The 24,860-nt window shown below is 67.2% G+C and carries 22 protein-coding genes and 1 pseudogene; 12 read left to right on the top strand and 11 right to left on the bottom strand.

The genetic code is table 11. The annotated features are described in order from the left end of the window. The 4 genes and pseudogenes from ACFYT9_RS27045 to ACFYT9_RS27030 all read right to left on the bottom strand — a co-directional run. Complete coding sequence (locus ACFYT9_RS27045) at positions 1-315, bottom strand: nuclear transport factor 2 family protein (protein WP_389168177.1); 315 nt, start codon at positions 313-315, stop codon at positions 1-3. 143 nt (positions 316-458) lie between these two features. Then, the gene (locus ACFYT9_RS27040) at positions 459-1,223 is read right to left on the bottom strand and encodes an SDR family oxidoreductase (RefSeq protein WP_389168175.1); all 765 of its coding nucleotides are present in this window, start codon (positions 1,221-1,223) and stop codon (positions 459-461) included. A 639-nt stretch (positions 1,224-1,862) separates the two neighbouring features. Continuing rightward, complete coding sequence (locus tag ACFYT9_RS27035; protein WP_389168172.1) at positions 1,863-2,738, bottom strand: helix-turn-helix domain-containing protein; 876 nt, start codon at positions 2,736-2,738, stop codon at positions 1,863-1,865. A 56-nt stretch (positions 2,739-2,794) separates the two neighbouring features. Beyond that, positions 2,795-3,159, bottom strand: a pseudogene (locus ACFYT9_RS27030) (IS5/IS1182 family transposase); the annotation flags it as partial. A gap of 740 nt (positions 3,160-3,899) precedes the next feature. On the opposite strand from ACFYT9_RS27030, the gene ACFYT9_RS27025 reads away from it, so the two are divergent. Genes ACFYT9_RS27025 through ACFYT9_RS27000 form a run of 6 tightly spaced genes read left to right on the top strand, consistent with a single transcriptional unit; the run spans position 3,900 to position 9,628 of the window. Continuing rightward, complete coding sequence (locus tag ACFYT9_RS27025; RefSeq protein ID WP_389168169.1) at positions 3,900-5,072, top strand: 3-oxoacyl-[acyl-carrier-protein] synthase III C-terminal domain-containing protein; 1,173 nt, start codon at positions 3,900-3,902, stop codon at positions 5,070-5,072. A 12-nt stretch (positions 5,073-5,084) separates the two neighbouring features. Continuing rightward, positions 5,085-6,032 (top strand): hypothetical protein, encoded by a 948-nt coding sequence (locus ACFYT9_RS27020; RefSeq protein WP_389168167.1) that lies wholly within the window; start codon positions 5,085-5,087, stop codon positions 6,030-6,032. Between the two features lie 52 nt (positions 6,033-6,084). Further along, positions 6,085-7,110, top strand: a complete 1,026-nt coding sequence (locus ACFYT9_RS27015; protein ID WP_389168164.1) for a methyltransferase — start codon at positions 6,085-6,087, stop codon at positions 7,108-7,110. Continuing rightward, positions 7,107-8,123: a beta-ketoacyl-ACP synthase III gene (locus tag ACFYT9_RS27010; protein ID WP_389168161.1), complete on the top strand. Its 1,017-nt coding sequence runs from the start codon at positions 7,107-7,109 to the stop codon at positions 8,121-8,123. Before ACFYT9_RS27015 ends, ACFYT9_RS27010 begins: the two co-directional genes overlap by 4 nt. Positions 8,124-8,144: 21 nt before the next feature. Beyond that, on the top strand, positions 8,145-8,384 hold the full coding sequence (locus ACFYT9_RS27005) for an acyl carrier protein (protein ID WP_389168159.1): 240 nt from the start codon (positions 8,145-8,147) through the stop codon (positions 8,382-8,384). After that, positions 8,384-9,628 (top strand): beta-ketoacyl-[acyl-carrier-protein] synthase family protein, encoded by a 1,245-nt coding sequence (locus ACFYT9_RS27000; RefSeq protein ID WP_389168156.1) that lies wholly within the window; start codon positions 8,384-8,386, stop codon positions 9,626-9,628. Before ACFYT9_RS27005 ends, ACFYT9_RS27000 begins: the two co-directional genes overlap by 1 nt. Positions 9,629-9,686: 58 nt before the next feature. Here ACFYT9_RS27000 and ACFYT9_RS26995 read toward each other — a convergent pair whose 3' ends face one another. The 7 genes from ACFYT9_RS26995 to ACFYT9_RS26965 all read right to left on the bottom strand — a co-directional run bounded on the left by ACFYT9_RS26995 (position 9,687) and on the right by ACFYT9_RS26965 (position 16,743). Beyond that, positions 9,687-10,391: a transposase family protein gene (locus ACFYT9_RS26995; protein WP_389168153.1), complete on the bottom strand. Its 705-nt coding sequence runs from the start codon at positions 10,389-10,391 to the stop codon at positions 9,687-9,689. 86 nt (positions 10,392-10,477) lie between these two features. After that, a complete protein-coding gene (locus ACFYT9_RS26990; RefSeq protein ID WP_389168151.1) occupies positions 10,478-11,506 on the bottom strand; it encodes a LacI family DNA-binding transcriptional regulator in 1,029 nt (342 codons plus the stop codon). Between the two features lie 82 nt (positions 11,507-11,588). After that, the gene (locus ACFYT9_RS26985) at positions 11,589-11,909 is read right to left on the bottom strand and encodes an L-rhamnose mutarotase (RefSeq protein ID WP_389168150.1); all 321 of its coding nucleotides are present in this window, start codon (positions 11,907-11,909) and stop codon (positions 11,589-11,591) included. Between the two features lie 64 nt (positions 11,910-11,973). After that, positions 11,974-13,062, bottom strand: coding sequence for a rhamnose ABC transporter substrate-binding protein (gene rhaS, locus ACFYT9_RS26980; RefSeq protein WP_389168148.1), 1,089 nt, complete (start codon positions 13,060-13,062; stop codon positions 11,974-11,976). An 81-nt stretch (positions 13,063-13,143) separates the two neighbouring features. Next, positions 13,144-14,169: an ABC transporter permease gene (locus tag ACFYT9_RS26975; protein WP_389168146.1), complete on the bottom strand. Its 1,026-nt coding sequence runs from the start codon at positions 14,167-14,169 to the stop codon at positions 13,144-13,146. Further along, the gene (locus ACFYT9_RS26970; protein WP_389168143.1) at positions 14,162-15,217 is read right to left on the bottom strand and encodes an ABC transporter permease; all 1,056 of its coding nucleotides are present in this window, start codon (positions 15,215-15,217) and stop codon (positions 14,162-14,164) included. Before ACFYT9_RS26970 ends, ACFYT9_RS26975 begins: the two co-directional genes overlap by 8 nt. Then, entirely contained in the window at positions 15,214-16,743 is a 1,530-nt protein-coding gene (locus tag ACFYT9_RS26965) for a sugar ABC transporter ATP-binding protein (protein WP_389168141.1), read from the bottom strand. Before ACFYT9_RS26965 ends, ACFYT9_RS26970 begins: the two co-directional genes overlap by 4 nt. Before the next feature lie 349 nt (positions 16,744-17,092). Between ACFYT9_RS26965 and rhaI the strand changes: the two genes are divergently transcribed. The 6 genes from rhaI to ACFYT9_RS26935 all read left to right on the top strand — a co-directional run bounded on the left by rhaI (position 17,093) and on the right by ACFYT9_RS26935 (position 24,846). After that, complete coding sequence (gene rhaI / locus ACFYT9_RS26960; protein WP_389168139.1) at positions 17,093-18,259, top strand: L-rhamnose isomerase; 1,167 nt, start codon at positions 17,093-17,095, stop codon at positions 18,257-18,259. A gap of 60 nt (positions 18,260-18,319) precedes the next feature. Further along, positions 18,320-20,365 carry a bifunctional aldolase/short-chain dehydrogenase gene (locus ACFYT9_RS26955; protein WP_389168136.1) on the top strand — a complete coding sequence of 682 codons (2,046 nt, stop codon included), beginning with the start codon at positions 18,320-18,322 and terminating at the stop codon, positions 20,363-20,365. A gap of 170 nt (positions 20,366-20,535) precedes the next feature. Next, a complete protein-coding gene (locus ACFYT9_RS26950) occupies positions 20,536-22,032 on the top strand; it encodes a rhamnulokinase family protein (RefSeq protein ID WP_389168133.1) in 1,497 nt (498 codons plus the stop codon). Next, the gene (locus tag ACFYT9_RS26945; RefSeq protein WP_389168130.1) at positions 22,032-22,787 is read left to right on the top strand and encodes a (Fe-S)-binding protein; all 756 of its coding nucleotides are present in this window, start codon (positions 22,032-22,034) and stop codon (positions 22,785-22,787) included. Before ACFYT9_RS26950 ends, ACFYT9_RS26945 begins: the two co-directional genes overlap by 1 nt. Continuing rightward, the gene (locus ACFYT9_RS26940; RefSeq protein WP_389168128.1) at positions 22,784-24,205 is read left to right on the top strand and encodes a LutB/LldF family L-lactate oxidation iron-sulfur protein; all 1,422 of its coding nucleotides are present in this window, start codon (positions 22,784-22,786) and stop codon (positions 24,203-24,205) included. The genes ACFYT9_RS26945 and ACFYT9_RS26940 overlap by 4 nt, the downstream gene beginning before the upstream one ends. Beyond that, positions 24,202-24,846: a lactate utilization protein C gene (locus ACFYT9_RS26935; protein ID WP_389168126.1), complete on the top strand. Its 645-nt coding sequence runs from the start codon at positions 24,202-24,204 to the stop codon at positions 24,844-24,846. Before ACFYT9_RS26940 ends, ACFYT9_RS26935 begins: the two co-directional genes overlap by 4 nt. Positions 24,847-24,860: the final 14 nt, after the last annotated feature.

The following is a 24,860-nucleotide window of genomic DNA, read 5'->3' as shown; positions in this document are numbered from 1 at the left end:
TCAGGCCTGACCGGTTTCAAACCGGGTGATCTGACTTCCGGCGACGGTGAAGGACCAGCGGGTGCGCATCGAGCCCCAGGTGGAGTTGGTGTAGGTGGCGGTCAGGGTGCGGCCGTCGGGGGAGACGGAGTCGACGTCCATTCGGCCCTGGGAGGAGAAGACTTCCTTCTCCAGCCACGCGGCCAGGTCACGGTCGGTGCCGTCGTCGGACATGGTGGCGCCGGGTGTCAGAACCGCGAAGAGAGCTTCCCGGTCACCGGTGTTGACGGCATCGACGAACGCGGCCACGGCAGGGTTGTCGAGATGTACGGACATGAGGATTCTCCTGGATGAGAGCGCCAGAAGGGGAGGGGCGCGGGGGAGCGGCCCTCCCCGAGGGCGGGCGAGCCGGCCGGTGCCGCGGGCAGGCCGCGGATGACAGGGGCTGTGTCGTAGGAGACACCGGCGGACTGCGGTGGTCAGCGGGTGGTGTAGCCGCCGTTGAGGAAGAGGGTCTGACCGTTGGCCCACCAGCCGTCGAGCAGCAGATGGCGGACCCACGGCACGATGTCCTCGATCTTGGTCAGGTCACCGTTCATGGCGGAGGACTTGTGGTAGGCGACAGAGTCGTCGTCCTCGGCCGGGTAGAAGAACGAGGTGTCCATCGGTCCCGGCGCGATGTTGTTGACCGAGATGTTCCGGCCGAACAGCTCCTTCGACAGAGCCCGGGTGAAGTGCTCGACGGGGGCCTTGCTGCCGGCGTACGAGGAGTACAGGCCCGTGTATGCGGCCAGCAGCGAGGTCACGATCGTGATGATCTTCCCGCCGTCCTCGACACGGCGGGCCGCCTCACGCATGACGAAGAACGCGGCCTTGGAATTGACCGCGAACATCTGGTCGTACTCCTCCTCCGTGATCTGGGTGAGGGGCTTCTTCAGCACCATGCCAGCGGTGTTGATGCTGTAGTCCAGCTTCCCGAACCGGCCCACCACCTCGTCGAAGACCCGCTCCACTTCAACGACCTTCGTCAGGTCCCCCTGGATCGCGAAGGCCTCGCCGGGACCCTGGTTGATCTGCGCGACGACATCCTCGGCCTTGGCCTTGGAGGAGTCGCTGTTGTAGTGCACCGCGACCAGTGCGCCCTCAGCCCCCAGGGTGGTGCTGATCAGCCCGCCGAGGTTACGCGACGCGCCTCCCACGAAGGCGACCTTGCCGTTGAGTGTCTTGTCCGGGGTGTGCACCATGACAGCCTCCTTGCAGTAAGGGTGGGAACGGCCTCGAGGACGGCTTGACTTGAGCGGTCCTCGGGCCGCAGCTCTATCCCACTGCCGATGGCCCCGAATGCTCTTGAACGATCCGGCCGTCCATGGAAGAAACCGCTCATCAATCGCTCAGCCGGTCCGGTTCACGAGGAGGCATCCGGCGGCAAGGAACACCGTGTGCGAGAGGACGCCGATCAGCAGCCCATCGAGAACGGCCCCGGCGGCGGTGACGCGGAGCGCATGATCTGCCGAAGGTGGTGAGGCGCGGTCGCAGCGGGCGGAGGCGCACCCGTATGCGGGCTCGCAGCCCCGACACCGCGTGGGATCCGGATCGCCAGAGCCAGACCGGGGAGCTACCCAGAGCAGCGGTGCCGGATGAAGACGGGACGCCAGCGGGTAGTGAGCCCGGCAAACCCTCTGACCGCGGACCGACTGAGACCTTCCAAGAGATGGCGCGCAAGGCACGGCAGACGGGCGCCAGACCGGCCAGCAGTGGCCTCGGACGACGCAGCCGGCCCCGAGGCAGGGCGGGCGGACAGCACGACCAGGACCATGAGCAGGCCCGTCGCCCTGCCAAATGAGCACCTCGAAGGCAGAGCAGCGAACTGTCCGGTGCCCTGTTCAGCCCGGCAGTTGCCCGCCGCGGAGCATGCCGGGAGTGGTGCCGGTGTGACGCCGCATCGTGCGCGTCATGTGGCTCTGGTCGGCAAAACCGTGTTCCACCGCGATCTCCGCAATGGGCCTGCTGGTGCGCAACAGGGCCTGACGGGCCCGCTCCAGCCGTACCTGCGTCACGTACTGGTGCGGGGAGACGCCCGTTGCCGTCTTGAACGCCCGCGTGAAGTGGGAGGCGCTCACGCCGGCCACCGCCGCGAGGTCGTCCAGGCCGACTCTGGAGCTGAGGCGGGTGTGAATGTAGTCCAGGACCTCGGCGAGCCGACGCGGTGGGAGACCTCCCCCGCGCACCTCGCGCCGGGCGACACTTCCACACGTACGCATGACCACGGCGGCCGCTGCCTGCACCAGCGACTCCGCGTACAGCCCGTCGTCCGTCCGCGGCCCCTCGAACTCTGCCACGAGCCGCTCGACCAGCACCTTCAGCAACGGGTCGGTGAAATGGAACCGGGGTGCCAGCTCGAACCCGCTCTCTGTCCCGGCCTCGGCGGCCAGTTTCTCCAGCCAGACCGGATCAAAAGCGAGCAGCAGCAGCTCGACGTCGTCCTGCCAGCGCGGTCGTGAGGCCCACCCGGCCGGGTTGACCAAGGCATCCCCCGTGTGAAACCGCTCCCGGCGGGCTGCTCCGTCGGCCGACCAGCGCAGGTTTGCGGAATGCCCGGTGTGGACGACCAGAACATGCCTGCTCGGTCCCACCGGCAACGGAACGGTGTCCGCAAGGCCGGCCGCCCGCTCCACAGAACGCTCGACAACCGCGTGCGCGAGGTGATCACCGCTGCCCGACAGACACCGCAGGTGAGGCTTGATGTACGAACCACTCACACCGCCATCCTGGCCCGGTTCACCGCGCTGCGCCAATCAGGTACCTCGACCAGTCGGAGAAAGGGGGTGCTCTGGCGTTCGCAGATTCGGATGATGCGATGGATTCGGGAAGCAGCCAGGTCGTGAGTGCCGCCCGTCAGCGCGGGCGAGAGCCACAGCAGCCGGCCGCCGGGACGGTGGCAACCCACACGCTCAGGCCGTGGCACCGGTGTTCCTAGGAGTGGCCGCCCGGTTGCACTCAGCGAGAGCCCCGTCGAGCAGGACGAAGCCGAGAATTGCTCGCCCAGCGTCCTCAGCGGACCGGTGCACGTGCGACGACCCCGCTTGGGTAGGTGTGGGCGGTGGACTCTACAGGCCCGGGGACCCGCCAGCGCGCCGGAGTGGTGTGCTTGCGCAGGTGCACCAGCACCACTGCCACCCTCGCGCGCAGGGGCGCACGGACCAATGCGCCCCGCGCTCGGAACCTGCACCACGCCGATTTCCACGCGCCATGCGCACAACTTCCAATAAAAATCGCTCTATGCGCTCCTTTTCGCACCTTCCCGAACGGGACAAGTGGACCCCAACATGCAGGGGACAGGCGAAAGGCATTCCGCTGCACGAAGTTTGCACCTGGCGCAGGCTCTGAGCGCAGCACGGAGGTGCTTACGAGAAATTAGTTGCTTTGCCTTCCCCGCCAGGGGAACGCCCGCAGCGGCGCTTACCGACCTGCAGACCCTGTGGTCACTTCCCGAAACCGGCCTGCCGGCACTGGCCGACCGTACAGCCCGGAGGGCCTTCTGGCTCCCCGTTCCAGAAACGGGGCAGAGTCGGGATTCGGGTATCCGCAGACCAGCGGGACGAAGTGCCCTGTGTCGTCATCAAGTTCATACTCCTGTTTTTCGACCTTGCCACAAGGAATCAGACCCGGGCCCCGCCCGTCCTTGACGCCACCCATGACCGCGGTGAAACCGCCAGCCGGGGCGGAGACGGCACCTGATTTTCTCCAGCGCTGAAGCGACCTCGAAATATTCCATACAAGTGGCACAGCAGCGACCTCCCCGGTATCGCTGCAAGCGGCGAAATAACGCAGCAGGTCGTGCGAACAATTAACTGAGCGAAGATCCTGGCCCGCCTGTCATAAAGCAGAAACCGAAATACCCAAGGAAAGGGGCAGATGTCATGGACGTCTACATCACCGCCTCATCGTCCTACCTCCCCGGAAACCCTGTCGGGAACGACGAAATGGAGGCGAGGCTCGGCCTCGTCTCCAACCGCCCCTCGCCGCTGAAAGCAACGATCCTGCGCCAGAACAAGATCCGAAACCGCCACTACGCCATCGACGAGCAGGGCAACCAAACCCACCTCAATGAGGAACTGGCCGCGCATGCCGTGGACGCCCTGCTGCGCGAACGCGGCATCCCGCTTAACCGGGCGGGGATACTCACGGCCGGAACGACCGTGCCCGACCTGGCCCTGCCCGGCTTCGCCTCCATGGTGCACGGCAAACTGGCCGAACTCGGACACAAGGCCCCGCTGGAAATTCTTTCGGCCGCTGGCGGATGCACCTCGGGGGCCATGGCCCTGCGCCACGCACTGAATGCAGTGCGCTGCGGAGCACACCGCCGCGCCATCGCGTGTGCGTCAGAACTGACAAGCCCCCTCATGCGCGGGCACCGCTTCGACGGGGAAAACGAACGCGCCCCGCTGCGAACAGACACCCCCGAAGGCTTCCACTACTTCAACGCCGAGTTCCTGCGCTGGATGCTCTCCGACGGCGCCGGTGCCGTGCTGCTGGAAGACACGCCTGCCGCGGACCGACCCAGCCTTCGGGTCGACTGGGTCGAGCTGACCTCGTACGCACACATGCTGCCGACGTGCATGTCCATCGGTACCAGCAACGCCAAGGCCCCGGCAGTAGGCAACACCTTGTGGAGCGTACCGACCGTCGCCGAGGCCGAGGCCGAAGGAATGCTGCTGCTGCGCCAGGACACCAAACTGCTCGCCCAGTACGTCGTGGAGCTCATCGGCCAGGAGATCGAGCGGCTGATCAAGACCGGCCGCATCGAGGCCACGGACACCTACGACTGGTATCTGCCACACATCAGCAGCTACTTCTTCCTCGAACCGATCGCCAAACGGATGGCCCAGACCGACCTCGACCTGCCGGTCTCGCGATGGTTCACCAACCTGGAACGGGTCGGCAACATCGGCAGCGCCGCGCTGTACGTGATGCTCGACGAGGCACTACGGACCGAGGTGATCCAACCTGGTCAGCGGATCCTCGCGATGGTCCCGGAATCGGCGCGCTTCGCCTATTCCTTCGCCCAGTTCACCTGCGTCCCCCCAGCTTGAGACGGACCGGTCATGACCGACAACCAGGAAACCACTCCCGCCACCGTACCGTTGCCCGCGGAACTGTCAGTGCTCTGGTACTCCCAGACCGGCCAGGCCGTCGAAGCAGCCAAAGCCCTGCTCGCCCCCCTGGAGAAAGCCGGCACCCGCATTCAGTGGGTGCGGATCGCACCCGAGCACAACTTCCCCTTCCCGTGGAAGTTCTCCCGGTTCGCGGGAATCTTCCCGCAAGCGGTCGATCCGCGTGGCAGCGTCCCGGTACGACTGGAGGAAAACCCCACCGCACCACTGGTGATCCTCGCCGTCCCGGTATGGTTCCTCGCCCCGGCGATCCCACTGCGATCCCTGCTGCTCACCAAGCCCGAGACCGTCACCGGACGGGACGTCATCGCGCTGGTGGCCTGCCGGAACGTGTGGTACTCGGCGGCCCTCCAGATAGCGCGCTTGGTGACTGCGGCCGAAGGACACTACGTCGGCACGATCGCGGCCACCGACACCCATCCACCGCTTGTCAGTGCCATCACCACCATGCGATGGCTGCTCACCGGTCACCGCGAGCAGCGATGGCCGCTTCCCCCGGCCGGCATCACAGACACCGAACTCGAACGACTGACGGACCTCGGCCGCCGCCTCGTTTCTGACGGCGTCAGCGCGATCGCTGCCGCGGACGCTGCTCCCGTGGACCCGCCAATGGCTATAACCGACCTGGTGATGGGGCCGGTCTTCCGTGGGCTGGGAACAGTCATCCGTACCAGTCGGCCGGGAAGCCGCCTGCGCCGGGCACAGCTCGTCGGGGCAGGCGCCGTCATCGTCACTGCGGTGCTCACGGCCCCGCCCATGGCCGCAGTGGCGCGATTGCTGTTCCCAGGCCCCGTCGACGGGTGGCTGCAACGCAGCCTGGCCGAGGCGGTCACCGCCTACCGCAAGCCTCGGTCCGACCGCGCCATTCCCGCGAATTAGCGCCCGGGTCCGCCGGGCACTGTCGCCCCGATATCCCTCAGGAGCGTCATCCGTGAGACCGTCCTCCGCCGACCACCTGTTCCAGCTCGCCAACGGCTTCGCCGCCACGGCAGTGCTCGACACTGCCATCCGGCTCAAGGTCTTCGCCACTCTGCACCACCACGGCCACCTCACCTCCGGTGATCTGGCCGCCGAACTGGGCCTTCCGGCCCGGCCCGCCGAGCAGTTCCTGGCAGCCTGCGCAAGCCTCGGACTCACCGCGGTCGACTCCCGGGGGCGCCACCACAACACCGACATAGCCGCCCACTACCTCGTCCCCGGCCGGCCAGGCTACCTCGGCGACTTCGTGCATCATTTGCGCGACCGTGCCTACCCTGCCTGGCACCGCCTGGCAACCGCACTGCAGAGCGACCGGCCCGTCACATGGCAGCCGGACGAACAGCGCAGCCGACTGTTCGACCCCAGTGACCCCGACACCGCCGCCCTCATAAGCGCGATCTATCCGATGGCCGTCCTCGCAGGCACCCAGCTGGCACAACTGCCCCTGTGGGAGAACCACCACGCGCTCCTGGACATCGGCGGCGGCTCTGGCGGCTACAGCATCGGTCTGTGCCAGAGCCTCACCGAGCTGACGGCCACCGTCTACGACCTCGATCACGTCATCACCGACATCACGCGCAGATTCGTCGGCGGACACGACCGCATCTCCCTCCTGCCCGGCGACTTCCTCACCGACCCCACCCTGCCCACGGGGCACGACGTCGCACTGTTGGCCAACATCCTCCACGACTGGGGACCCGACACCCGGACCCTGCTCCTCGCCAAGGCCCGCACGGCCCTGCCACCCGGTGGCGCGATCATCGTCATCGAGCACATGCTCGACGACGACCTGCTCGGTCCTGCCCAAGCCGCGATCATGGGCCTGAACATGATCGTCGAAACCGAGGGCGGGCGATCCTACACACCCGGTGACCACGCCGCCGCCCTAAACGCCGCAGGCTTCACCGACATCCGCACCCACCCCACCGATCTGCCCACCGGCAACTACGTCCTCACCGCCACGGTCGCGAAGCCATGACCACCACGCCCTCGACGACACCGCGCGCCGCCGTACTGACCGGCCTCGGCACACACGTGCCCTCCAGAGTGGTGACCAATCACGAACTGGCACAACGCATCGACACCTCCGACGAGTGGATTCGTCAGCGCACCGGCATTCGCGAGCGCCGCACTGTTGAGCCCGGCCAGGTCACCTCCGACCTGGCGGTACCAGCGGCAACAGCAGCCCTCCGAAGCGCCGGAACCGACCAGGTCGACGCCGTCGTGCTCGCCACGACGACCCCCGACCGACTGGTACCGGCAACTGCGCCGACGGTGGCACACCGGCTTGGTGTCGGCCATGCCATGGCATTCGACGTGAACTCCGCGTGTTCAGGCTTCATCCACGCACTCGCCTGCGGCGCTGGCCTGATCGCCGCCGGCACTGCCGACAGCGTCCTGGTCATCGGAGCCGATACCATCACCACCCGAATCGATCCCACCGACCGTGCCACGGTAACGCTGTTCGGTGACGGCGCCGGCGCCGTGGTGCTGCAAGCAGGCGGCCCCGATCAACCCGGCGCACTCGGACCCTTCAACCTCGGAAGCGACGGAGCCTTCAGCAGCCTCATCCACGTCCCCGGCAACCACACCGCAAGCCGCCGCTGCGGCGCCGACGACGAAGAACAATTCGTGGTCATGGACGGCAAGAACGCCTACCGTCACGCCGTCGCCCGCCTCACCCAGTCATCGGCCACCGCGCTCGCTGCGGCCGGTTGGACCGCGAAACAGCTTCGATGCCTCGTGGCCCATCAGGCCAACCAACGCATCATCGAGGCAGTGGCGCAACGACTGGACCTGCCCCTTGAACACTGCGCGATCAACATCGGCCGGCTGGGCAACACTGTCGCGGCCTCGGTGCCCCTCGCGCTCGAGCATGCTGCCCGCGCAGGACTCATATCAGCCAACGACAAGATCCTGCTCACTGCGTTCGGCGCGGGCCTCTCCTGGGGCTCGACCACGTTGACCTGGCCGGACATCAGCATCCCGTGACTGCACAGAAAGATGGAGACCATGCCTGACCTGTTCAACATCGTGAGCGACACTCTGACCAGCTCGTTCCAGGCACCGCCCGACCAGGTACGCCCCGAGGCCCACCTGTCGGACCTGCTGCACGACTCCCTGGACCGCGTCGAATTCACCACCGTCCTCGGAACCCGACTGGAGGTCACCATCTCCGACGAAGAGCTCGACCAGGCCGAAACGATCGCCGACGTGGTGGCTCTCGTGGAACGCAAGAAGGTCGATCACTGATGAGCGGCCGGGCGGTGGCGGTCACGGGACTCGGCCTCGTCACGCCAGCCGGAATTGGCCATCAGGCCAACTGGCGACGCCTGTGCGAAGGACGGTCCACCGCCCGAGCCGACCCGGATCTCGTCGGGCTCGAGCCGCAAGTGACCTGCCGAGTAGAAGGATTCGATCCCAGCGCCCTGCTCGGCCCTCGGGACGCACGGCGTCTGGACCGTGTTGCCCAGTTCGCAGTAGTCGCCGCCCGTCAGGCGGTCCAGCACGCAGGACTCGCCCTCGACAACCCTGCGAAGCACAGGATCGCCGTGGTCATGGGATGCGGGATGGGCGGCATGACAACATTGGAGGCCCAGCACCGCAACCTCCTCCAGCACGGCCCGGATTCAGTCTCACCGCTGACAATACCGATGTTCCTTTCCAATATGCCCGCCGCCCAGGTCGGCATCGGCCTCGGCACTACCGGCCCCAACCTGGTGGTGAACACTGCCTGTGCTTCTGGAGCGACCGCGATCGGCATCGGTAGGCAACTCCTGCTCGACGGACAGTGCGACATCGTCATCGCCGGTGCCAGCGAAGCCGCGATCACGCCGCTGGTAGTGACGGCGTTCAGGAGAATGCGAGCGCTCTCGAGGCGGGCCGAGGAACCCGAAAGGGCCTCCAGGCCATTCGACGCTGATCGTGACGGCTTTGTGATAGCCGAAGGGGCAGCCGCCCTGCTCCTGGAACGACCCGCAGACGCCCGCCGGCGCGGTGCTCGAGTCCTCGCGAACCTGGTGGGTTTCGCAGCCTCCGAGGACGCCTACCATCTCAGCGACCCACACCCGCAAGGACAGGGGGCCGAGCAGGCAATCCACGATGCGCTGGCCGATGCCGGCGCATCCGCCCGGGACGTGCACCACATCAACGCCCACGGAACCTCGACAAGGCTCAACGACCACATCGAGGCCCAGGTCCTCCGTCGGATCTTCGGACACGCCCCAGCCGTCACATCCACAAAGGGCGTCACAGGACACACTCTCGGCGCCGCCGGCGCCGTCGAGGCCGCCTACACTGTGCTGGCCCTCCAACACAGCCTGGTGCCACCCACAGCGAACCTGAACCGCCTCGATCCGGAGATCGACATCAACATTGTCGCCGGGCAACCACGACCCCTGGCGATCCGGCAGGCACTGAGCACCTCCTTTGGTTTCGGCGGACAGAACGCTGCTCTAGTGTTCGCCTCACCGCGGCAACGCAGAACCGCCTTCTGAGCTTGTTCTTGCTGGTCCGGCTTCGAACGGTGTATTGAACGGGATCACTGAACCTCTTTCATCCTGAATAGCTGCAGGTCAGGAGCGTGTGGACGGCCTGGACGATCGTGCTGATGCGGCGAGTGAAGCATCGCGCTCGCCGGAGCAGGCGCCAGGACTTCAACCGGGCGAAGGCGCGTTCTCCCAGCGCTCGCAGTCTGGCGTGGTCGCGGTTGAACTGCTGGTAATGCTCGCGTTGTTCACGGTGGTGGTAGTAGAGGGTGCGGAAGGTGGCGCCGGCACCCTGGTAGGCGCGGTCCGCGAGGACGAGGATCTGCCGGGTCAGGCACGCCTGGACGATGCCGTGGGCCCGGGCCGCGGTCAGGTCATGGGTCCTACCCGGCGTCGCGCGGGAGAACCACCGCGGTGTGCCATCGGACCGGGCGATGACCTGCACGTTCACGCCGTGCTTGCGGTGTTTCATCGAGTAGTACGGCTCGTCCGCACCGATCCGGTCGATGGGGATCAGGGTTCCGTCAACGATGACGTGGGCGCCTTCACCGAGGCCGGTGAGGGCTTCATGGAGGCCGGGCGCCCAGCCGGCCAGGACGCCCAGGGCCTCGTCAACGTAGCGCCAGGCGGTGACCTGGGATACCCCGAGACCGGCTCCGAGCTGTGAGAACGTTTCGTTCTTACGGAGATGGACGAGGGCCAGCAGTGCCTGCTTGAAGCAGCCGAGCTTGCGCCAGCGGGTGTTGCAGGCCAGGCGGCGCTCGTGCAGCAACCAGTACCGCGTCGCCTACCCCGTCTGCCGAAAAGGCCCGGCCATGAAGCCGAGCGAGATTCTGACCTGTCGAGACCGCTCTGGTTTCAGCGGGAGAAAGCTGTCGAGTTGCGTACGACCAATTCAGGCTGAAGGACGATGTGCCGGTGTTCGTGGCTTTCCGCCTGGTCGCTCGTCTCTTCCAGGAGGAGGGAGGCGGCCATGGAGCCCATCATCTGGGCCGGCTGGCGAATAGAAGTCAAAGGGACCGTGGCCGCGGCGGCGAACTCGATGTCGTCGTAGCCCACGATCGCCATGTCTTCGGGAACCTTGACACCTACCGCGTACATCGCCTGGAGGACGCCCAGAGCCAGTAGATCATTCGCGCAGAAGACTGCGGTGGGACGTGGCGACAGGCCGAGCAGGCGGGCCCCCGCATCACGACCCGAGCTGACATCGAGGTGGTCGGTGGGGATCTCCTGGAGCGTGCCGGGCGGGAGGCCCGCCTCTTCGATGGCCAGCAGGGCTCCGGACCGTCGGTCCTGTACCTGCTTCAGGTGGGGCGGTCCGCTGACGTAGGCGATGGAGCGATGGCCGGCGGCGATGAGGTGCCTGGCGGCGAGAGCTCCGCCGGTGACGTCGTCGACCGACACCGAGCAGCCCGCTTCACCCGCGGCCACCCGGTCCACGAAGACGTAGGGGATCCCGTGGCGGCTGAATTCTCGGAGGTTGCGACCGCTGGAGTCGGCGGGAGTGATCAGAACGCCGCGCACCCGCTGCTCGGCGAACAGGGAGAGGTACTCCATCTCCTCCCGGGGGTTTTGCGCACTGTTGCACAGCATGACGCCCAGCCCGGCCTCGCGGGCCTGGCGCTCGGCCCCGCGCGCGACCTCGACGAAGAAGGGGTTGGCCATGTCCAGGACGAGGAGTGCCACTATGCGGCTGTGGCCGGCGCGCAGCTGGCGCGCGGACTCGCTGCGGACGTAGCCGAGCTGGCCGATGACCTGCTCGACGTGGCGCCGTGTCCGCTCGGAGACGCGTTCCGGCTGGTTGAGGACGTTGGAGACCGTCCCCACGGAGACGCCCGCTTCTCGCGCCACGTCCTTGATCCCGACTGTTGTCTTGCCGACCGTCATGGCATCCACCTGTGCGCTGTAGTCCTTCCTGTCCCGCGTGCGAGCGACAGGCTGCACTCATTCTATGGAGCTGAGCTAGCGCTCAGTCGAGGTGGAAGACCTCGACGAGGGGCCTCATGGCTGCGTCCGGGGCCTGTCCGTCCAGGGCTTCGAAGTAGGGAGCCATTTCAGCCTGCCAACGAGCGTTGACCTCGGTGGCTTCCATGGCCGTGCGAGCCGCTTCGAAGTCCTCTGCTTCCAGGTAGCCGACCAGCAGCCCGTCCTCGCGGAGGAAGAGCGAATAGTTGTTCCATCCGGCCTCGGACAGTGCGGTGCGCATTTCGGGCCAGACCTCGCTGTGTCGGCGACGGTACTCGTCCTTCTTTTCTTCTCGGATTTTCAGGAGAAAGCAGACGCGCTGCATGTGGTGCCTCATGGTGAGCCGGGAGGCGGGGGCCGCGTCAGGCCGGCCCCCGCCTCCTGTGGGGTTAGAAGTTGTACTTGTCGATGTTGGTGTTGTTGAAGACGGTGGGGTTGCCGGGGGAGAGGGTGTTGTCCTTGCCGATGGTGTAGGTGCCGAGGGGGCCGGCGTTGAGGGTTTCGCCTTCGGTGCCGGTGATCTGGCCGGATTCGAGGGCGATGGCGGCGTGGGCGGCGAGGGCGCCGAGGGTGGCGGGGTCCCAGAGTTCGAAGGCTTCGACGGTGCCGTTCTTGATGTAGGCGCGCATGTCGTTGGGGGTGCCGAGGCCGGTGAGCTTGACGTTGCCCTTGTACTTGGATCCGGAGAGGTACTGGGCGGCTGCCTTGATGCCGACGGTGGTGGGGGAGATGATGCCCTTGAGGTTGGGGTGTTCCTGGAGGAGGCCCTGGGTCTGCTGGAAGGACTTCTGGGCGTCGTCGTCGCCGTAGGCGATCTTGACGAGCTTGATGTTCTTGTAGGCGGGCTTGGTGAGTTCGTCCTTCATGAACTCGATCCAGGTGTTCTGGTTGGTGGCGGTCTGGGCTGCGGAGAGGATGGCGATCTCGCCCTTGCCGCCGATCTGCTTGGCGAGGAGCTGGACCTGGGTGCGGCCGAGGTCTTCGGCGCTGGCGGGGGAGACGAAGAGCTGGCGGCAGTCCTTGTTGGTGTCGGAGTCGTAGGTGACGACGCTGACGCCGTTCTTCATGGCCTGCTTGAGGGCGGTGCACAGGGCGCCGGGGTCCTGGGCGGAGACGGCGATGGCGTCGGCCTGCTGCTGGGTGAGGGTGTTGACGTAGGAGACCTGGCCGGCGGTGTCGGTGCCGCTGCTGGTGCCGACTTCCTTGTAGGTGGAGCCGAGGGTTTCGACGGCCTTCTTGCCGCCGTTGTCGGCGGTGGTGAAGTAGGGGTTGTTGACCTGCTTGGGCAGGAAGGCGACGGTGAGGTCCTTCTTGGTGGGGGCGTTGGGGTCGGCCTTGGTGACGGTCGTGGTGCCGTTGCCGGTGTTCCCGGTGGCGGAGTTCTTGGTCGTTCCCCCACAGGCCGTCGCCCCCAGGGCAACAACAGTGGCAACGACAAGAGCGCTGCTGAATCGGCGGGAGACGGGTGTGTTGAACATGGGTCTTCCTTACATAGTCAACGCGAGGACGGGCTTTGAGCCGACGCCGGACTGCCGGACGAAGGATGCGGTTCTAGGCGGCTATGGAGGCGTGGGCAGGGATGCGGCGGTCGTCTTCCTGCGCGCCCGTGCCTGCGAAACCTGGCGGCCCACTCTGGGAGCCAGCACCGAGATCACGAGAAGGACACCCGTGACGACGATCTGCGACTGAGCGGTCACATTCAGCAGGCTCATCACGTTCTGCAGCGTTCCGAGCAGGAATACACCGGCGATGGCGCCGCCCAGTGTTCCCTTGCCTCCGTCGAAGTCGATTCCGCCGAGCAGCACCGCGGCGATGACGGACAGTTCCAGCCCGGTGGCGTTGTCGAAGCGGGCGCTGGCGTAGTGCAGCGTCCAGAAGACACCGGTGAGGGCGGAAATCGCGCCGGTGGACACGAACATGGCGAGCTTGAGCCGCTTGACCCGGATACCGGAGAACCGGGCCGCCTCCTCGGACGATCCGATCGCGAACAGGGACCGGCCCACCGAGGTGGCGTGCAGGACGATGACCGCGACAGCCAGCAGGAGGAGGAAGGGCACGACGGCGTACGGCAGGAAGGTGTCCCCGAAGCGGCCCGCGCCGAAGTCCAGGTACTGGGCCGGGAAGTCGGTCACCGAGTTGGACCCGAGAACGATCTGGGCGATGCCGCGGTAGGCGGCGAGCGTACCGATGGTGACGGCGAGGGACGGCAGTCCGAGGCGGGTCACCAGCAGGCCGTTGACCAGACCGCACAGCAGGCCGAGGACCAGGCAGATCGGGATGATCGCTTCGATCGACATTCCCGCGTTCCACAGGGCGCCCATGATCGCGCTCGACAGGCCGGCGGTGGACGCCACGGACAGGTCCACCTCGCCCGAGACGACGAGCATGGCCATCGGCAGGGCGATCATGGCGATCGGCAGGGTGTTGCCGATCAGGAAGGACAGGTTGAGCGCGTTGCCGAAGTTGTCGACGAAGGAGAACGAGCAGATCAGCAGAACGAGCAGCAGGATGCCGACCGTGCTGTCCCAGCGGACCAGACCGCTGAAGCGGTTGCCGGCAGGGGACTTGTGGGAGGTGTTAGCCACGGCGGTCACTCCTTGTCTGTGCGGCCTTCTTGCGCAGTGCTGCGGCCACTCGCAGGGCCAGGATCCGGTCCACGGTGATCGCCAGCAGCAGGAGGAGACCGTTGATCGCGGTGACCCAGACCGAGCTGACTCCCAGGGCGGGCAGCACGCTGTTGATGGAGGTCAGCAGAACGGCACCCAGCGCAGCTCCGTACACGGAGCCCGAGCCGCCGGTGAAGGCGACACCGCCGACGACGACGGCGCTGACGACGATGAGCTCGTACCCGTTGCCGGTGTTGGAGTCGACGTTGCCGAAGCGGGAGAGGTACAGGGCACCGGCGAGCCCGGCGAGCGCGCCGCTGACCATGTAGGCCGTCATGATGCGCTTGCGGATCGGGATGCCGGCGAGCTGGGCGGCCTCCGGGCTGGAGCCCAGCGCATACATGTCGCGTCCGCTGCGGTAGCTGCGCAGGTAGTAGGCGACGACTGCGAGGATGGCCAGGGTCAGCAGGGCGAGGTACGGAACGACGGAGATGCCGTCGTGGCCGAAGTCGACGAAGCCGTCGGGAAGGTCGCTCGCGGTGATCTGGCGGGAGCCGACCCAGATGGAGTCGATGCCGCGGATGATGTAGAGCGTGCCGAGGGTCACCACGAGTGAGGGGACCTTGCCCAGGCTCACGAGGGCGCCGTTGAGCAGGCCGAAGAGGACGCCGAGCGCGGTGGCCAGGATGACGGCGACGAGCGGGTTTCCGCCGTCCTGGAGATAGACACCGGCGGCGAATGCCGCGATGCCCAGTACCGAGCCCACGGACAGGTCCACGTTGCGGGTGATCACAACCATGGCCTGGCCGACTGCGACCAGTACCAGGATGGTCGCGTTCAGCAGGAGGTCCTTGATGCCCTGCTGGGACAGGAACTCGGGATTGGCCAGCTGTGTGGCACCGAGCATCACCACGAGCACGGCGATGACGGCAAGTTCCCGGGCCTTGAACACCTTGTCGATGAGCCGTGTGGCGGCGGCCGACTCGGGGGCGACCTTCTGCTGCACTGGTTCGACGGTCATGGTCATGCCGCCTTCCTCTCTGCGCCGGCGCGGCCGGTGGCTGCCGCCATCACGGACTCCTCAGTCGCCTGGGATCTGGAGATCTCAGCCGTGAGCCGTCCCTCGTGCATGACCAGCACTCGGTCCGCCATGCCCAGAATCTCCGGCAGGTCGGACGAGATCATGAGGACCGCCACCCCCTGCGCGGCCAGAGAAGACAGCAGCCGGTGCACCTCGGCCTTGGTTCCGACGTCGATGCCTCGGGTGGGCTCGTCCACGATCAGTACCTGCGGCGCTGTGGCCAGCCATTTCGCAAGGACGACCTTCTGCTGGTTTCCACCGGACAGAGTGCCGACGACATCGGCCAGGCGGGCGTACTTCACCTGGAGCTTGGCCGCCCAGTCCACCGCGCGGTTGCGTTCGGCCCGGCGGTTCATCAGGCCGCCCCGCGACGTCGCCGCGAAACCGGTCAGACCGATGTTCCGCTCGATCGACATGTCCATCACCAGCCCCTGGGCCCGGCGGTCCTCAGGGACGAGCGCGATACCTGCCGCCATGGCCAGACTCGGGGCACCGGGACGCAGGCCCTGGCCGAGGACCTCGATCTTCCCGCCGTCGAACCGGTCGATCCCGAACACGGCACGTGCAACCTCGCTGCGGCCGGCACCGACCAGTCCTGCGAGACCGACGATCTCACCGCGCCGCACATCGAAGGAGACATCCGTGAACACACCCTCCCGGGTCAGCCGCTGCACACTCAGTGCAACCTCGCCGATCCGGGTCTTCTGCTTCGGGTAGAGCTCGTCCAGGTCGCGGCCGACCATGCGGCGGACCAGATCGTCCTCGCCCAGGCCCTCAAGGGGCTCGCTGGCGATCCACGCCCCGTCCCGCAGGGTGGTCACGCGCTGGCAGAGCTCGAAGATCTCCTCCAGGCGGTGCGAGATGAACAGGATCGCGGAGCCCTGTTCCCGGAGGGTCTTGACGACGCCGAAGAGCCGCGCGACCTCACTTCCGGTGAGTGCCGCAGTGGGCTCGTCCATGATCAGGACCCGGGCGTCGAAGGACAGGGCCTTGGCGATCTCGACGAGCTGCTGGTCGGCGATGGACAGACCGCGGGCCAGCTGATCGGGATCCAGGTCGACACCGAGGCGGGCGAAGAGGCTCGCGGTCGCCTCCCTGACCCTGCGGTGGTCGACACGGCCCAGAGAGCTGCGCGGCTGCCGTCCGATGAAGATGTTCTCCGCGACCGACAGGTCAGGAAAGAGCGTCGGCTCCTGATAGATCACGGCGATGCCGGCATCACGAGCGTCGGCCGGACCGCTGAAGTCGACCTCCTGCCCGTCGAGCAGCACAGTGCCCGTGTCCGGACGGTGCACGCCCGCGAGCGTCTTGATCAGAGTCGACTTGCCGGCGCCGTTCTCGCCCGCCAGCGCATGTGCCTCGCCGGCGTACAGATGCAGCGAGACGCCCCGCAGGGCTCGTACGGCACCGAACGACTTGGTCACCCCCTCCAGAGCGAGCACCGGAGTGGTCTCCGGTCCGGGATGTGTCATGGGTTCTCTCCAGTACGTGTGCCGGGGAAGTCCGTGAAATGTTTCAACCGGGTTGCCGGGAAGCTAGCCCCGCCTGGCCGGTACGTCAAGAGGTCTGGGATTAAGCAAGCCCCGACAGAAAACAGGAGCGGGGTCAGGGCCGGAGGAGAGACCTCCTGGCCTGCGTAGTAGCAGAATCGAAGCTACCGGCGACAGGCTCTCGCGAGGCCTGTCGGCCCGCTCGGGCCGACAGGGCCGGTTAGCTCTTGACGACCACCTTGCCAAGGGTTAGGTTCACCGGCAACTGAATCGATTCATTCGATCGTGTAACTCTTGCCCGGAGCGGGCTGCTTGTATCCAGAGGGTGGACATGCCTGACATTTCTGTCGTGAAGAACGTACTGGCGAGTCAGCAGGTCGAGACGCCGTCTTGGGGTTACGGAAACTCCGGCACGCGCTTCAAGGTCTTCTCCCAGCCCGGCGTCCCCAGGACACCGTTCGAGAAGCTCGAGGACGCCGCGAAGGTCCACGAGTTCACCGGCATCACTCCCAAGGTCTCCCTGCACATCCCCTGGGACAGGGTCGAGGACTACACAGCCCTCGCGAAGTTCGCAGCGGAACGGGAACTGAAGCTCGGCGCGATCAACGCCAACGTCTTCCAGGACGACGACTACAAGCTCGGCAGCGTCTGCCACCCGGACCCGGCGGTCCGCCGCAAGGCACTCGCTCACCTGCTCGAGTGCGTGGACATCATGGACGCCACGGGCTCCAGCGACCTGAAGCTGTGGTTCGCCGACGGAACCAACTACCCGGGCCAGGACGACATCCGCGGCCGGCAGGACCGCCTCGCCGAAGCCCTGAACGCCGTCTACGAGCGTCTCGGCGACGACCAGCGGATCCTGCTGGAGTACAAGTTCTTCGAGCCCGCCTTCTACACCACCGATGTCCCCGACTGGGGCACCGCCTACGCCCACTGCCTCAAGCTCGGAGACAAGGCGCAGGTGGTCGTCGACACCGGCCACCACGCGCCGGGAACCAACATCGAGTTCATCGTCGCCACGCTGCTGCGCGAAGGAAAGCTCGGCGGCTTCGACTTCAACTCCCGCTTCTACGCCGACGACGACCTGATGGTGGGATCAGCCGACCCGTTCCAGCTGTTCCGGATCATGCACGAGGTCGCGAAGAACGGCGGTCTGGATCCGGCGACAGGCGTGGCCTTCATGCTGGACCAGTGCCACAACATCGAGGCCAAGATCCCCGCAGTCATCCGGTCCGTGATGAACGTGCAGGAGGCCACGGCCAAGGCGCTCCTCGTCGACAGCGAGGCACTGACCGCCGCCCAGGCCAAGGGCGACGTCCTCGAAGCGAACGCCGTCCTCATGGACGCCTACAACACGGACGTCAGGCCCCTGCTCGCCGAGGTACGCGAAGAACTCGGCCTGAACCCCGACCCGATCGCCGGATACCGCAGCTCCGGCTGGGCCGAACACATCACCGAGACCCGAGCCGACGGCCAGCAGGCCGGCTGGGGCGCCTGACCCCCCGTTCGTCCGCACGCCGAGGAACCCGCACCCCACTTCAGTCAAAGGACTTCCCTCATGGCCTCCGCAGTCCACCCCGAAGCCGCCGAGCTGCTGGCCCGCTCCCAGCGGCTGGGCGCCGACCCCCGCAACACCAACTACGCCGGCGGAAACACCTCCGCCAAGGGAACCACCACCGACCCCGTCACCGGCAGCGATGTCCGTCTCATGTGGGTCAAGGGCTCCGGCGGCGACCTGGGCACGCTCACCGACGCCGGCCTGGCCGTTTTGAGGCTGGACCGGCTGCACGCGCTGAAGGACGTCTACCCCGGCGTCGAGCGCGAAGACGAGATGGTCGCCGCGTTCGACTTCTGTCTCCACGGCAAGGGCGGCGCCGCCCCCTCCATCGACACCGCCATGCACGGCCTGGTCGACGCCGCACATGTGGATCACCTCCACCCCGACTCCGGCATCGCCCTGGCCTGCGCCGCGGACGGGGAGAAGCTGACCGCAGAGTGCTTCGGCGACACCGTGGTCTGGGTCCCCTGGCGCCGCCCCGGCTTCCAGCTCGGACTGGACATCGCCGCGATCAAGGAAGCCAACCCCCAGGCGATCGGCTGCATCCTCGGAGGCCACGGCATCACGGCCTGGGGCGCCACCTCCGAAGAATGCGAGCGCAACTCGCTGCACATCATCCGCACCGCCGAGGCGTTCCTCGCCGTCCGCGGAAGGCCCGAGCCGTTCGGACCGGTCATCGAGGGGTACGAGCCGCTGCCCGAGACCGAGCGACGCATCAGGGCCGCGGCCCTCGCCCCTCACATCCGGGCCATCGCATCCGCAGACCGCCCGCAGGTCGGCCACTTCAACGACTCCGAAGCCGTCCTCGACTTCGTCGCCCGCGCCGAGCACCCCCGCCTCGCCGCCCTCGGCACCTCCTGCCCCGACCACTTCCTGCGCACCAAGGTCCGCCCCCTGGTCCTCGACCTGCCGCCGGCCGCCCCCCTCGACGAGGCCATAGCCCGGCTGAAGGAACTCCACACCGAGTACCGAACCGACTACCGCGCGTACTACGACCGCCACGCCGAGCCCGAATCCCCCGCCCTGCGCGGAGCCGACCCCGCGATCGTCCTCATCCCCGGCGTCGGCATGTTCTCCTTCGGCAAGGACAAGCAGACCGCCCGCGTCGCCGGCGAGTTCTACATCAACGCCATCAACGTCATGCGCGGCGCCGAAGCCATCTCCACCTACGCCCCCATCGAAGAGCGCGAAAAGTTCCGCATCGAATACTGGGACCTGGAAGAGGCCAAGCTCCGGCGCATGCCGAAGCCGAAGCCGCTCGCCACCAGGGTCGCCCTGGTGACGGGAGCAGGCAGCGGCATCGGCAAGGCCATCGCGCAGCGGCTGGTCGCCGAAGGCGCCTGCGTTGTCGTAGCCGACCTCGACGGCATCAACGCCGCCTCCGTCGCCGAGGAACTCGGCGGACCGGACAAGGCCGTCGCCGTCACCGTCGACGTCACCTCCGAGGAGCAGATCGCCGCCGCGTTCCGCGAAGCCGTCCTCGCCTTCGGCGGCGTCGACCTCGTCGTCAACAACGCCGGCATCTCCATCTCCAAGCCGCTCCTGGAAACCACCGCCCGCGACTGGGACCTCCAGCACGACATCATGGCCCGCGGCTCCTTCCTCATCTCCCGCGAAGCCGCCCGCATCATGATCGAGCAGGGGATCGGCGGCGACCTCGTCTACATCGCCTCCAAGAACGCCGTCTTCGCCGGCCCGAACAACATCGCCTACTCCGCCACCAAGGCCGACCAGGCCCACCAGGTCCGCCTGCTCGCCGCCGAACTCGGCGAACACGGCATCCGCGTCAACGGCGTCAACCCCGACGGCGTCGTCCGCGGCTCCGGCATCTTCGCCGCCGGCTGGGGCGCCCAGCGCGCCGCCACCTACGGCATCGAAGAGGACAAGCTCGGCGAGTTCTACGCCCAGCGCACCCTCCTCAAGCGCGAGGTCCTCCCCGAGCACGTCGCAGGCGCCGTCTTCGCCCTCACCGGCGGCGACCTCACCCACACCACCGGCCTCCACATCCCCGTCGACGCCGGCGTCGCCGCCGCCTTCCTGCGCTGACGACACCCCACATGACCGCCCTGAGGCCGACGCATCAACGCGACAGCCCCAGGCGCGCCCCCTGTGAACCGGCCGCAGTACCGCACACTCCGGCCGGTTCACAGGGCTGCCCACCCCCCTACCCCTTCCCACGCTCCTCGTGAAGCCGCGCACCGCGGAGGTACCCCGACGTGACCACTCCACCCCCCTCCTCGGCCTTCCCGTCCACCTTCGCGGCAGTCGACCTTGGCGCCACCAGCGGGCGGGTCATCCTCGGCCGGGTCGGCCCGGACAACCTCGACCTGACCGAAGCCCATCGCTTTCCCAACACTCCGGTACGCCTGCCCGACGGCCTGCACTGGGACGTCCTCGCCCTTTTCCAAGGCATCCTCGACGGCCTGCGGGAAGCCGGCCGATCCGGAGGCGTCACCTCCATCGGAGTCGACACCTGGGCTGTCGACTACGGACTCCTCGACACCGACGACGCACTACTGGGCCACCCCTTCCACTACCGCGACGATCGCACCGACGACGCACCCCGGCGCGTATGGTCCAAGGTCGGCCCCGAGCAGCTCTACCGGATCACCGGACTGCAGCACCTCCCCTTCAACACCGTCTTCCAGCTCGCCGCAGCAGCCCAAACGGCACAACTGACGGCAGCCCGAACACTGCTGCTCATCCCTGACCTGCTGATCCACTGGCTGACCGGCTCCATCGGAGCCGAAGAGACGAACGCCTCCACCACCGGCCTCTTCGACGCCCGCACCGGAGAATGGTCGAAGCAGATCCTCGACCAGCTCTCCATCGACCAGAGTCTGCTGCCCCCACTGCGACGGCCCGGCGACCCGGCAGGCACCCTCCTGCCGCACGTCGCCGCATACACACACCTCGACCCACAGACCCCCGTCACCACCGTCGCCTCACACGACACGGCATCCGCCGTCGTCGCAGTCCCCGCGACGGAACCCAACTTCGCTTACATCTCCTGCGGCACCTGGTCCCTGGCCGGACTCGAGCTCGACGCCCCGGTCCTGACCGAAGAGTCCCGAGCCGCCAACTTCACCAACGAACGCGGCATCGACGGCACCGTCCGCTACCTGCGTAACATCATGGGCATGTGGCTACTGGAGGAATGCCGCCGAACCTGGAGCGCACAAGGCCTCCCCACACACATCCCCACCCTGCTCGCCGAAGCCGCCCGCGCCAAGCCGTTCCACGCCGTCGTCGATCCGGACAGCCCCGAGTTCCTGGCCCCCGGCGACATGCCCGAACGCATCCGCGACTACTGCCGCCGAACAGGGCAGCCCCTCCCCGGCAGCCAGGGGGCAGTGGTCCGATGCATCATCGAGAGCCTCGCCCTGGCCCACCGCCGCGTCCTGCGCCAGGCCGCCGAACTCGCCGACCGCGACATCACCCACATCCACCTCGTCGGCGGCGGCTCCCGCAACGACCTGCTCTGCCAGCTCACCGCCGACGCCACCGGCCTGCCCGTCATAGCCGGCCCCACCGAGGCGACCGCCCTCGGGAACATCCTCGTCCAAGCCCGCGCCGCCGGCCTCGTCGGTGACCTGACGGCCATGCGCCGCCTCATCACCTCCACCCAGCACCTTCGGCGCTACACCCCCCGCGGAGACGCCGCCGCCTGGGACGCGGCCGACGCCCGCCTCGACACGGCCCGGAGTGCCTGATGCGCGTCGCCCTCTTCGCCACCTGCGTCAACGACGCCGTCTACCCCGCCACCGCCATCGCCACCGTCAAGATCCTCCGCAGGCTCGGCATCGACGTGGACTTCCCCGCAGCCCAGACCTGCTGCGGGCAGCCCCAGTTCAACACCGGCTACCGACGCGAAACCGAGCCCCTGGTACACCGCATGGCCGACGCCTTCGCCGGATACGACCACGTAGTCACCCCCTCGGGATCCTGCGTCGCCATGGTGCGAGACAACTATCCGCGCATCGGAGCCAAGGCACAGCAGGAAGGACGCGGAGACGCACTGGCCAACGCGGCGACCTCGCTCGTTCCCAGGGTCATCGAACTCACCGAGTTCCTGGTGGACATCCTCGGCGTGACCGACGTCGGCGCCTACTTCCCCCACACCGTCACCTACCACCCCTCCTGCCACGGCCTGCGCATGCTGGGACTCGCAGACCGGCCCCGCAGACTCCTGGAATCGGTCAAGGGCCTGGAACTGCTCGATCTGCCAGGAGCAGAGGAGTGCTGCGGCTTCGGCGGCACCTTCGCGGTGAAGAACCCGGACGTGTCCACCGCCATGGGCGCCGACAAGGTACGCAACGCGCACAGCACCGGCGCCGAGGTGCTGTGCGGCGCAGACAACTCCTGTCTGATGCACATCGGAGGGATGCTGCGCCGCCAGGACGCACCACAACGCGCACTGCACCTCGCGGAGATCCTCGCGAGCACGGAAGAGGAGCCACTGGTATGAGCGGGACCTTCGTCGGAATGCCGTCCTTCCCCAAAGCCGCCCAGCACTCCGTCCACGACACCACCTTGCGCAAGAACCTGAGCTACGCCACCGGAACCATCCGTGACAAGCGTGCCAAGGCCGTGGCCGAACTCCAGGACTGGCAGCAGCTCCGAGAGGCGGGCAAACAGATCAAGGACCAGACCCTGCACCGCCTCGACTACTACCTCGAGCAGCTGGAGCAGGCGGTCACCACGGCCGGCGGCACCGTGCACTGGGCAGCGGACGCAGCAGAGGCGAACCGCATCGTCGCCGATCTGGTGAAAGCCACCGGACAGAGCGAGGTCGTCAAGGTGAAGTCCATGGCCACCCAGGAGATCGGCCTCAACGAAGCTCTCGAGGCCGAGGGCATCCATGCCTACGAGACAGACCTGGCCGAGCTGATCGTGCAGCTGGGCAACGACAAGCCCTCCCACATCCTTGTCCCCGCCATCCACCGCAACCGCGGCGAGATCCGTGACATCTTCCGCTCCGAAATGGGCCGCTGGGGCCGGCCGGCCCCCGAAGACCTGGCCGACTCTCCAGCCGAGCTGGCAGAGGCAGCCCGACTGCACCTGCGGGAAAAGTTCCTGCGCGCCAAGGTAGGGATCTCCGGCGCCAACTTCATGGTCGCCGAGACCGGCACCCTCGTCGTCGTCGAGTCAGAGGGCAACGGCCGCATGTGCCTCACCCTCCCCGAGACTCTCATCTCCATCGTCGGAATCGAGAAGATCGTTCCCACCTGGCGCGACCTCGAAGTCTTCCTCCAGACGCTGCCACGCTCCTCGACGGCCGAACGCATGAACCCGTACACCACCACGTGGACCGGTACCACCGACGGTGACGGCCCCAAGAACTTCCACCTCGTCCTGCTCGACAACGGGCGCACAGACACCCTCGCCGACGAAGTCGGCCGCCAGGCGCTGCGCTGCATCCGCTGCTCCGCCTGCCTCAACGTCTGCCCGGTGTACGAGCGCGCCGGCGGGCACGCCTACGGCTCCGTCTACCCCGGCCCCATCGGCGCGATCCTCACCCCCCAGCTCCGCGGCACACAGAGCGAGGTCGACGCCTCACTCCCGTACGCCTCCTCCCTCTGCGGAGCCTGCTACGAGGTGTGCCCCGTCGCGATCGACATCCCCGAGGTCCTCGTCCACCTGCGGGAGAAGGTCGCTGACCAGGGAGGCAAGGGCCATCGCCTGGAAAAGGCCGCGATCAAGGCCTCCACCTGGGTACTGAACCACCCAGCCGCACTCGCAACCGGCGAGCGGCTCGCCGCCAAGACCCGCAAGCTCCATCCGAAGAAGATGCCAGGACCGGGCGCCCGCCAGTGGACCGAGAGCCGAGACCTCCCCGAGATGCCCACAGAACCGTTCCGCGACTGGTGGGAGAAGAACAAATGACCACTCCGCAACCCTCCTCCCGTGACCGCATCCTGGCAAAGGTCCGCAAGGCCCTCGCCGGCTCTTCCCAGCAGCCTTCCGAACCGTCCCGGTCCTACCTCACCACTCACACCCCAGACGACCCTGAAGCCGTCCTGGACCTCCTGCACGAGAACCTGGCCGACTACCGCGCCATCGTTCACCGCAGTACAGAAACAGCACTGCCGGACCTGATCAGCCGGATCCTCACCGAACGGGGCGCACGCAGCGTCGCCGTTCCTGCCGGCCTCGACGACTCCTGGCTTGCCGCCAGCAACGTCGAACTACGCCCCGAAACCGCAACCTTGACGGCGGACGCACTGAACGTGACCGACGCAGTCGTCACCGGCTGCGCCGTGGCCGTCGCGGAGACTGGAACCATCGTGCTCGACGCCGGACCTGGGCAGGGCCGGCGAATCCTGACCCTCGTACCTGATCTCCACATCTGCGTGGTCCGCGGTGCTGACCAGGTGGTCGCGTCCATTCCACAGGCCATGCCCCGCCTCGACCCCGGCCGCCCGCTGACGTGGATCTCCGGGCCCTCGGCAACGAGCGACATCGAGCTGGACCGCGTGGAGGGAGTCCACGGTCCGCGGACGCTCGAAGTGATCCTGCTGGTCTGAGGCAACGCCGAAAG

Origin of the sequence: Streptomyces sp. NPDC004435, from assembly GCF_042873895.1 — a bacterium.
In the GTDB taxonomy this organism is placed as follows: Bacteria; Actinomycetota; Actinomycetes; order Streptomycetales; family Streptomycetaceae; genus Streptomyces.
The sequence above is the reverse complement of the archived record's forward strand: the minus strand, read 5'-3'. Positions and strand labels throughout refer to the sequence as shown.

Excerpts from the sequence above, each read along its gene's own strand:
- ACFYT9_RS27005 (WP_389168159.1), top strand. The coding sequence starts at position 8,145 with ATGCCTGACCTGTTCAACATCGTGAGCGACACTCTGACCAGCTCGTTC.
- ACFYT9_RS26940 (WP_389168128.1), top strand. The coding sequence starts at position 22,784 with ATGAGCGGGACCTTCGTCGGAATGCCGTCCTTCCCCAAAGCCGCCCAG.
- ACFYT9_RS26945 (WP_389168130.1), top strand. The coding sequence starts at position 22,032 with ATGCGCGTCGCCCTCTTCGCCACCTGCGTCAACGACGCCGTCTACCCC.
- ACFYT9_RS26955 (WP_389168136.1), top strand. The coding sequence starts at position 18,320 with ATGGCCTCCGCAGTCCACCCCGAAGCCGCCGAGCTGCTGGCCCGCTCC.
- ACFYT9_RS27000 (WP_389168156.1), top strand. The coding sequence starts at position 8,384 with ATGAGCGGCCGGGCGGTGGCGGTCACGGGACTCGGCCTCGTCACGCCA.
- ACFYT9_RS26985 (WP_389168150.1), bottom strand. The coding sequence starts at position 11,909 with ATGCAGCGCGTCTGCTTTCTCCTGAAAATCCGAGAAGAAAAGAAGGAC.
- rhaI (WP_389168139.1), top strand. The coding sequence starts at position 17,093 with ATGCCTGACATTTCTGTCGTGAAGAACGTACTGGCGAGTCAGCAGGTC.
- ACFYT9_RS26970 (WP_389168143.1), bottom strand. The coding sequence starts at position 15,217 with ATGACCATGACCGTCGAACCAGTGCAGCAGAAGGTCGCCCCCGAGTCG.
- ACFYT9_RS26965 (WP_389168141.1), bottom strand. The coding sequence starts at position 16,743 with ATGACACATCCCGGACCGGAGACCACTCCGGTGCTCGCTCTGGAGGGG.
- ACFYT9_RS27025 (WP_389168169.1), top strand. The coding sequence starts at position 3,900 with ATGGACGTCTACATCACCGCCTCATCGTCCTACCTCCCCGGAAACCCT.
- rhaS (WP_389168148.1), bottom strand. The coding sequence starts at position 13,062 with ATGTTCAACACACCCGTCTCCCGCCGATTCAGCAGCGCTCTTGTCGTT.
- ACFYT9_RS27020 (WP_389168167.1), top strand. The coding sequence starts at position 5,085 with ATGACCGACAACCAGGAAACCACTCCCGCCACCGTACCGTTGCCCGCG.
- ACFYT9_RS26990 (WP_389168151.1), bottom strand. The coding sequence starts at position 11,506 with ATGACGGTCGGCAAGACAACAGTCGGGATCAAGGACGTGGCGCGAGAA.
- ACFYT9_RS27040 (WP_389168175.1), bottom strand. The coding sequence starts at position 1,223 with ATGGTGCACACCCCGGACAAGACACTCAACGGCAAGGTCGCCTTCGTG.
- ACFYT9_RS26935 (WP_389168126.1), top strand. The coding sequence starts at position 24,202 with ATGACCACTCCGCAACCCTCCTCCCGTGACCGCATCCTGGCAAAGGTC.
- ACFYT9_RS27010 (WP_389168161.1), top strand. The coding sequence starts at position 7,107 with ATGACCACCACGCCCTCGACGACACCGCGCGCCGCCGTACTGACCGGC.
- ACFYT9_RS27045 (WP_389168177.1), bottom strand. The coding sequence starts at position 315 with ATGTCCGTACATCTCGACAACCCTGCCGTGGCCGCGTTCGTCGATGCC.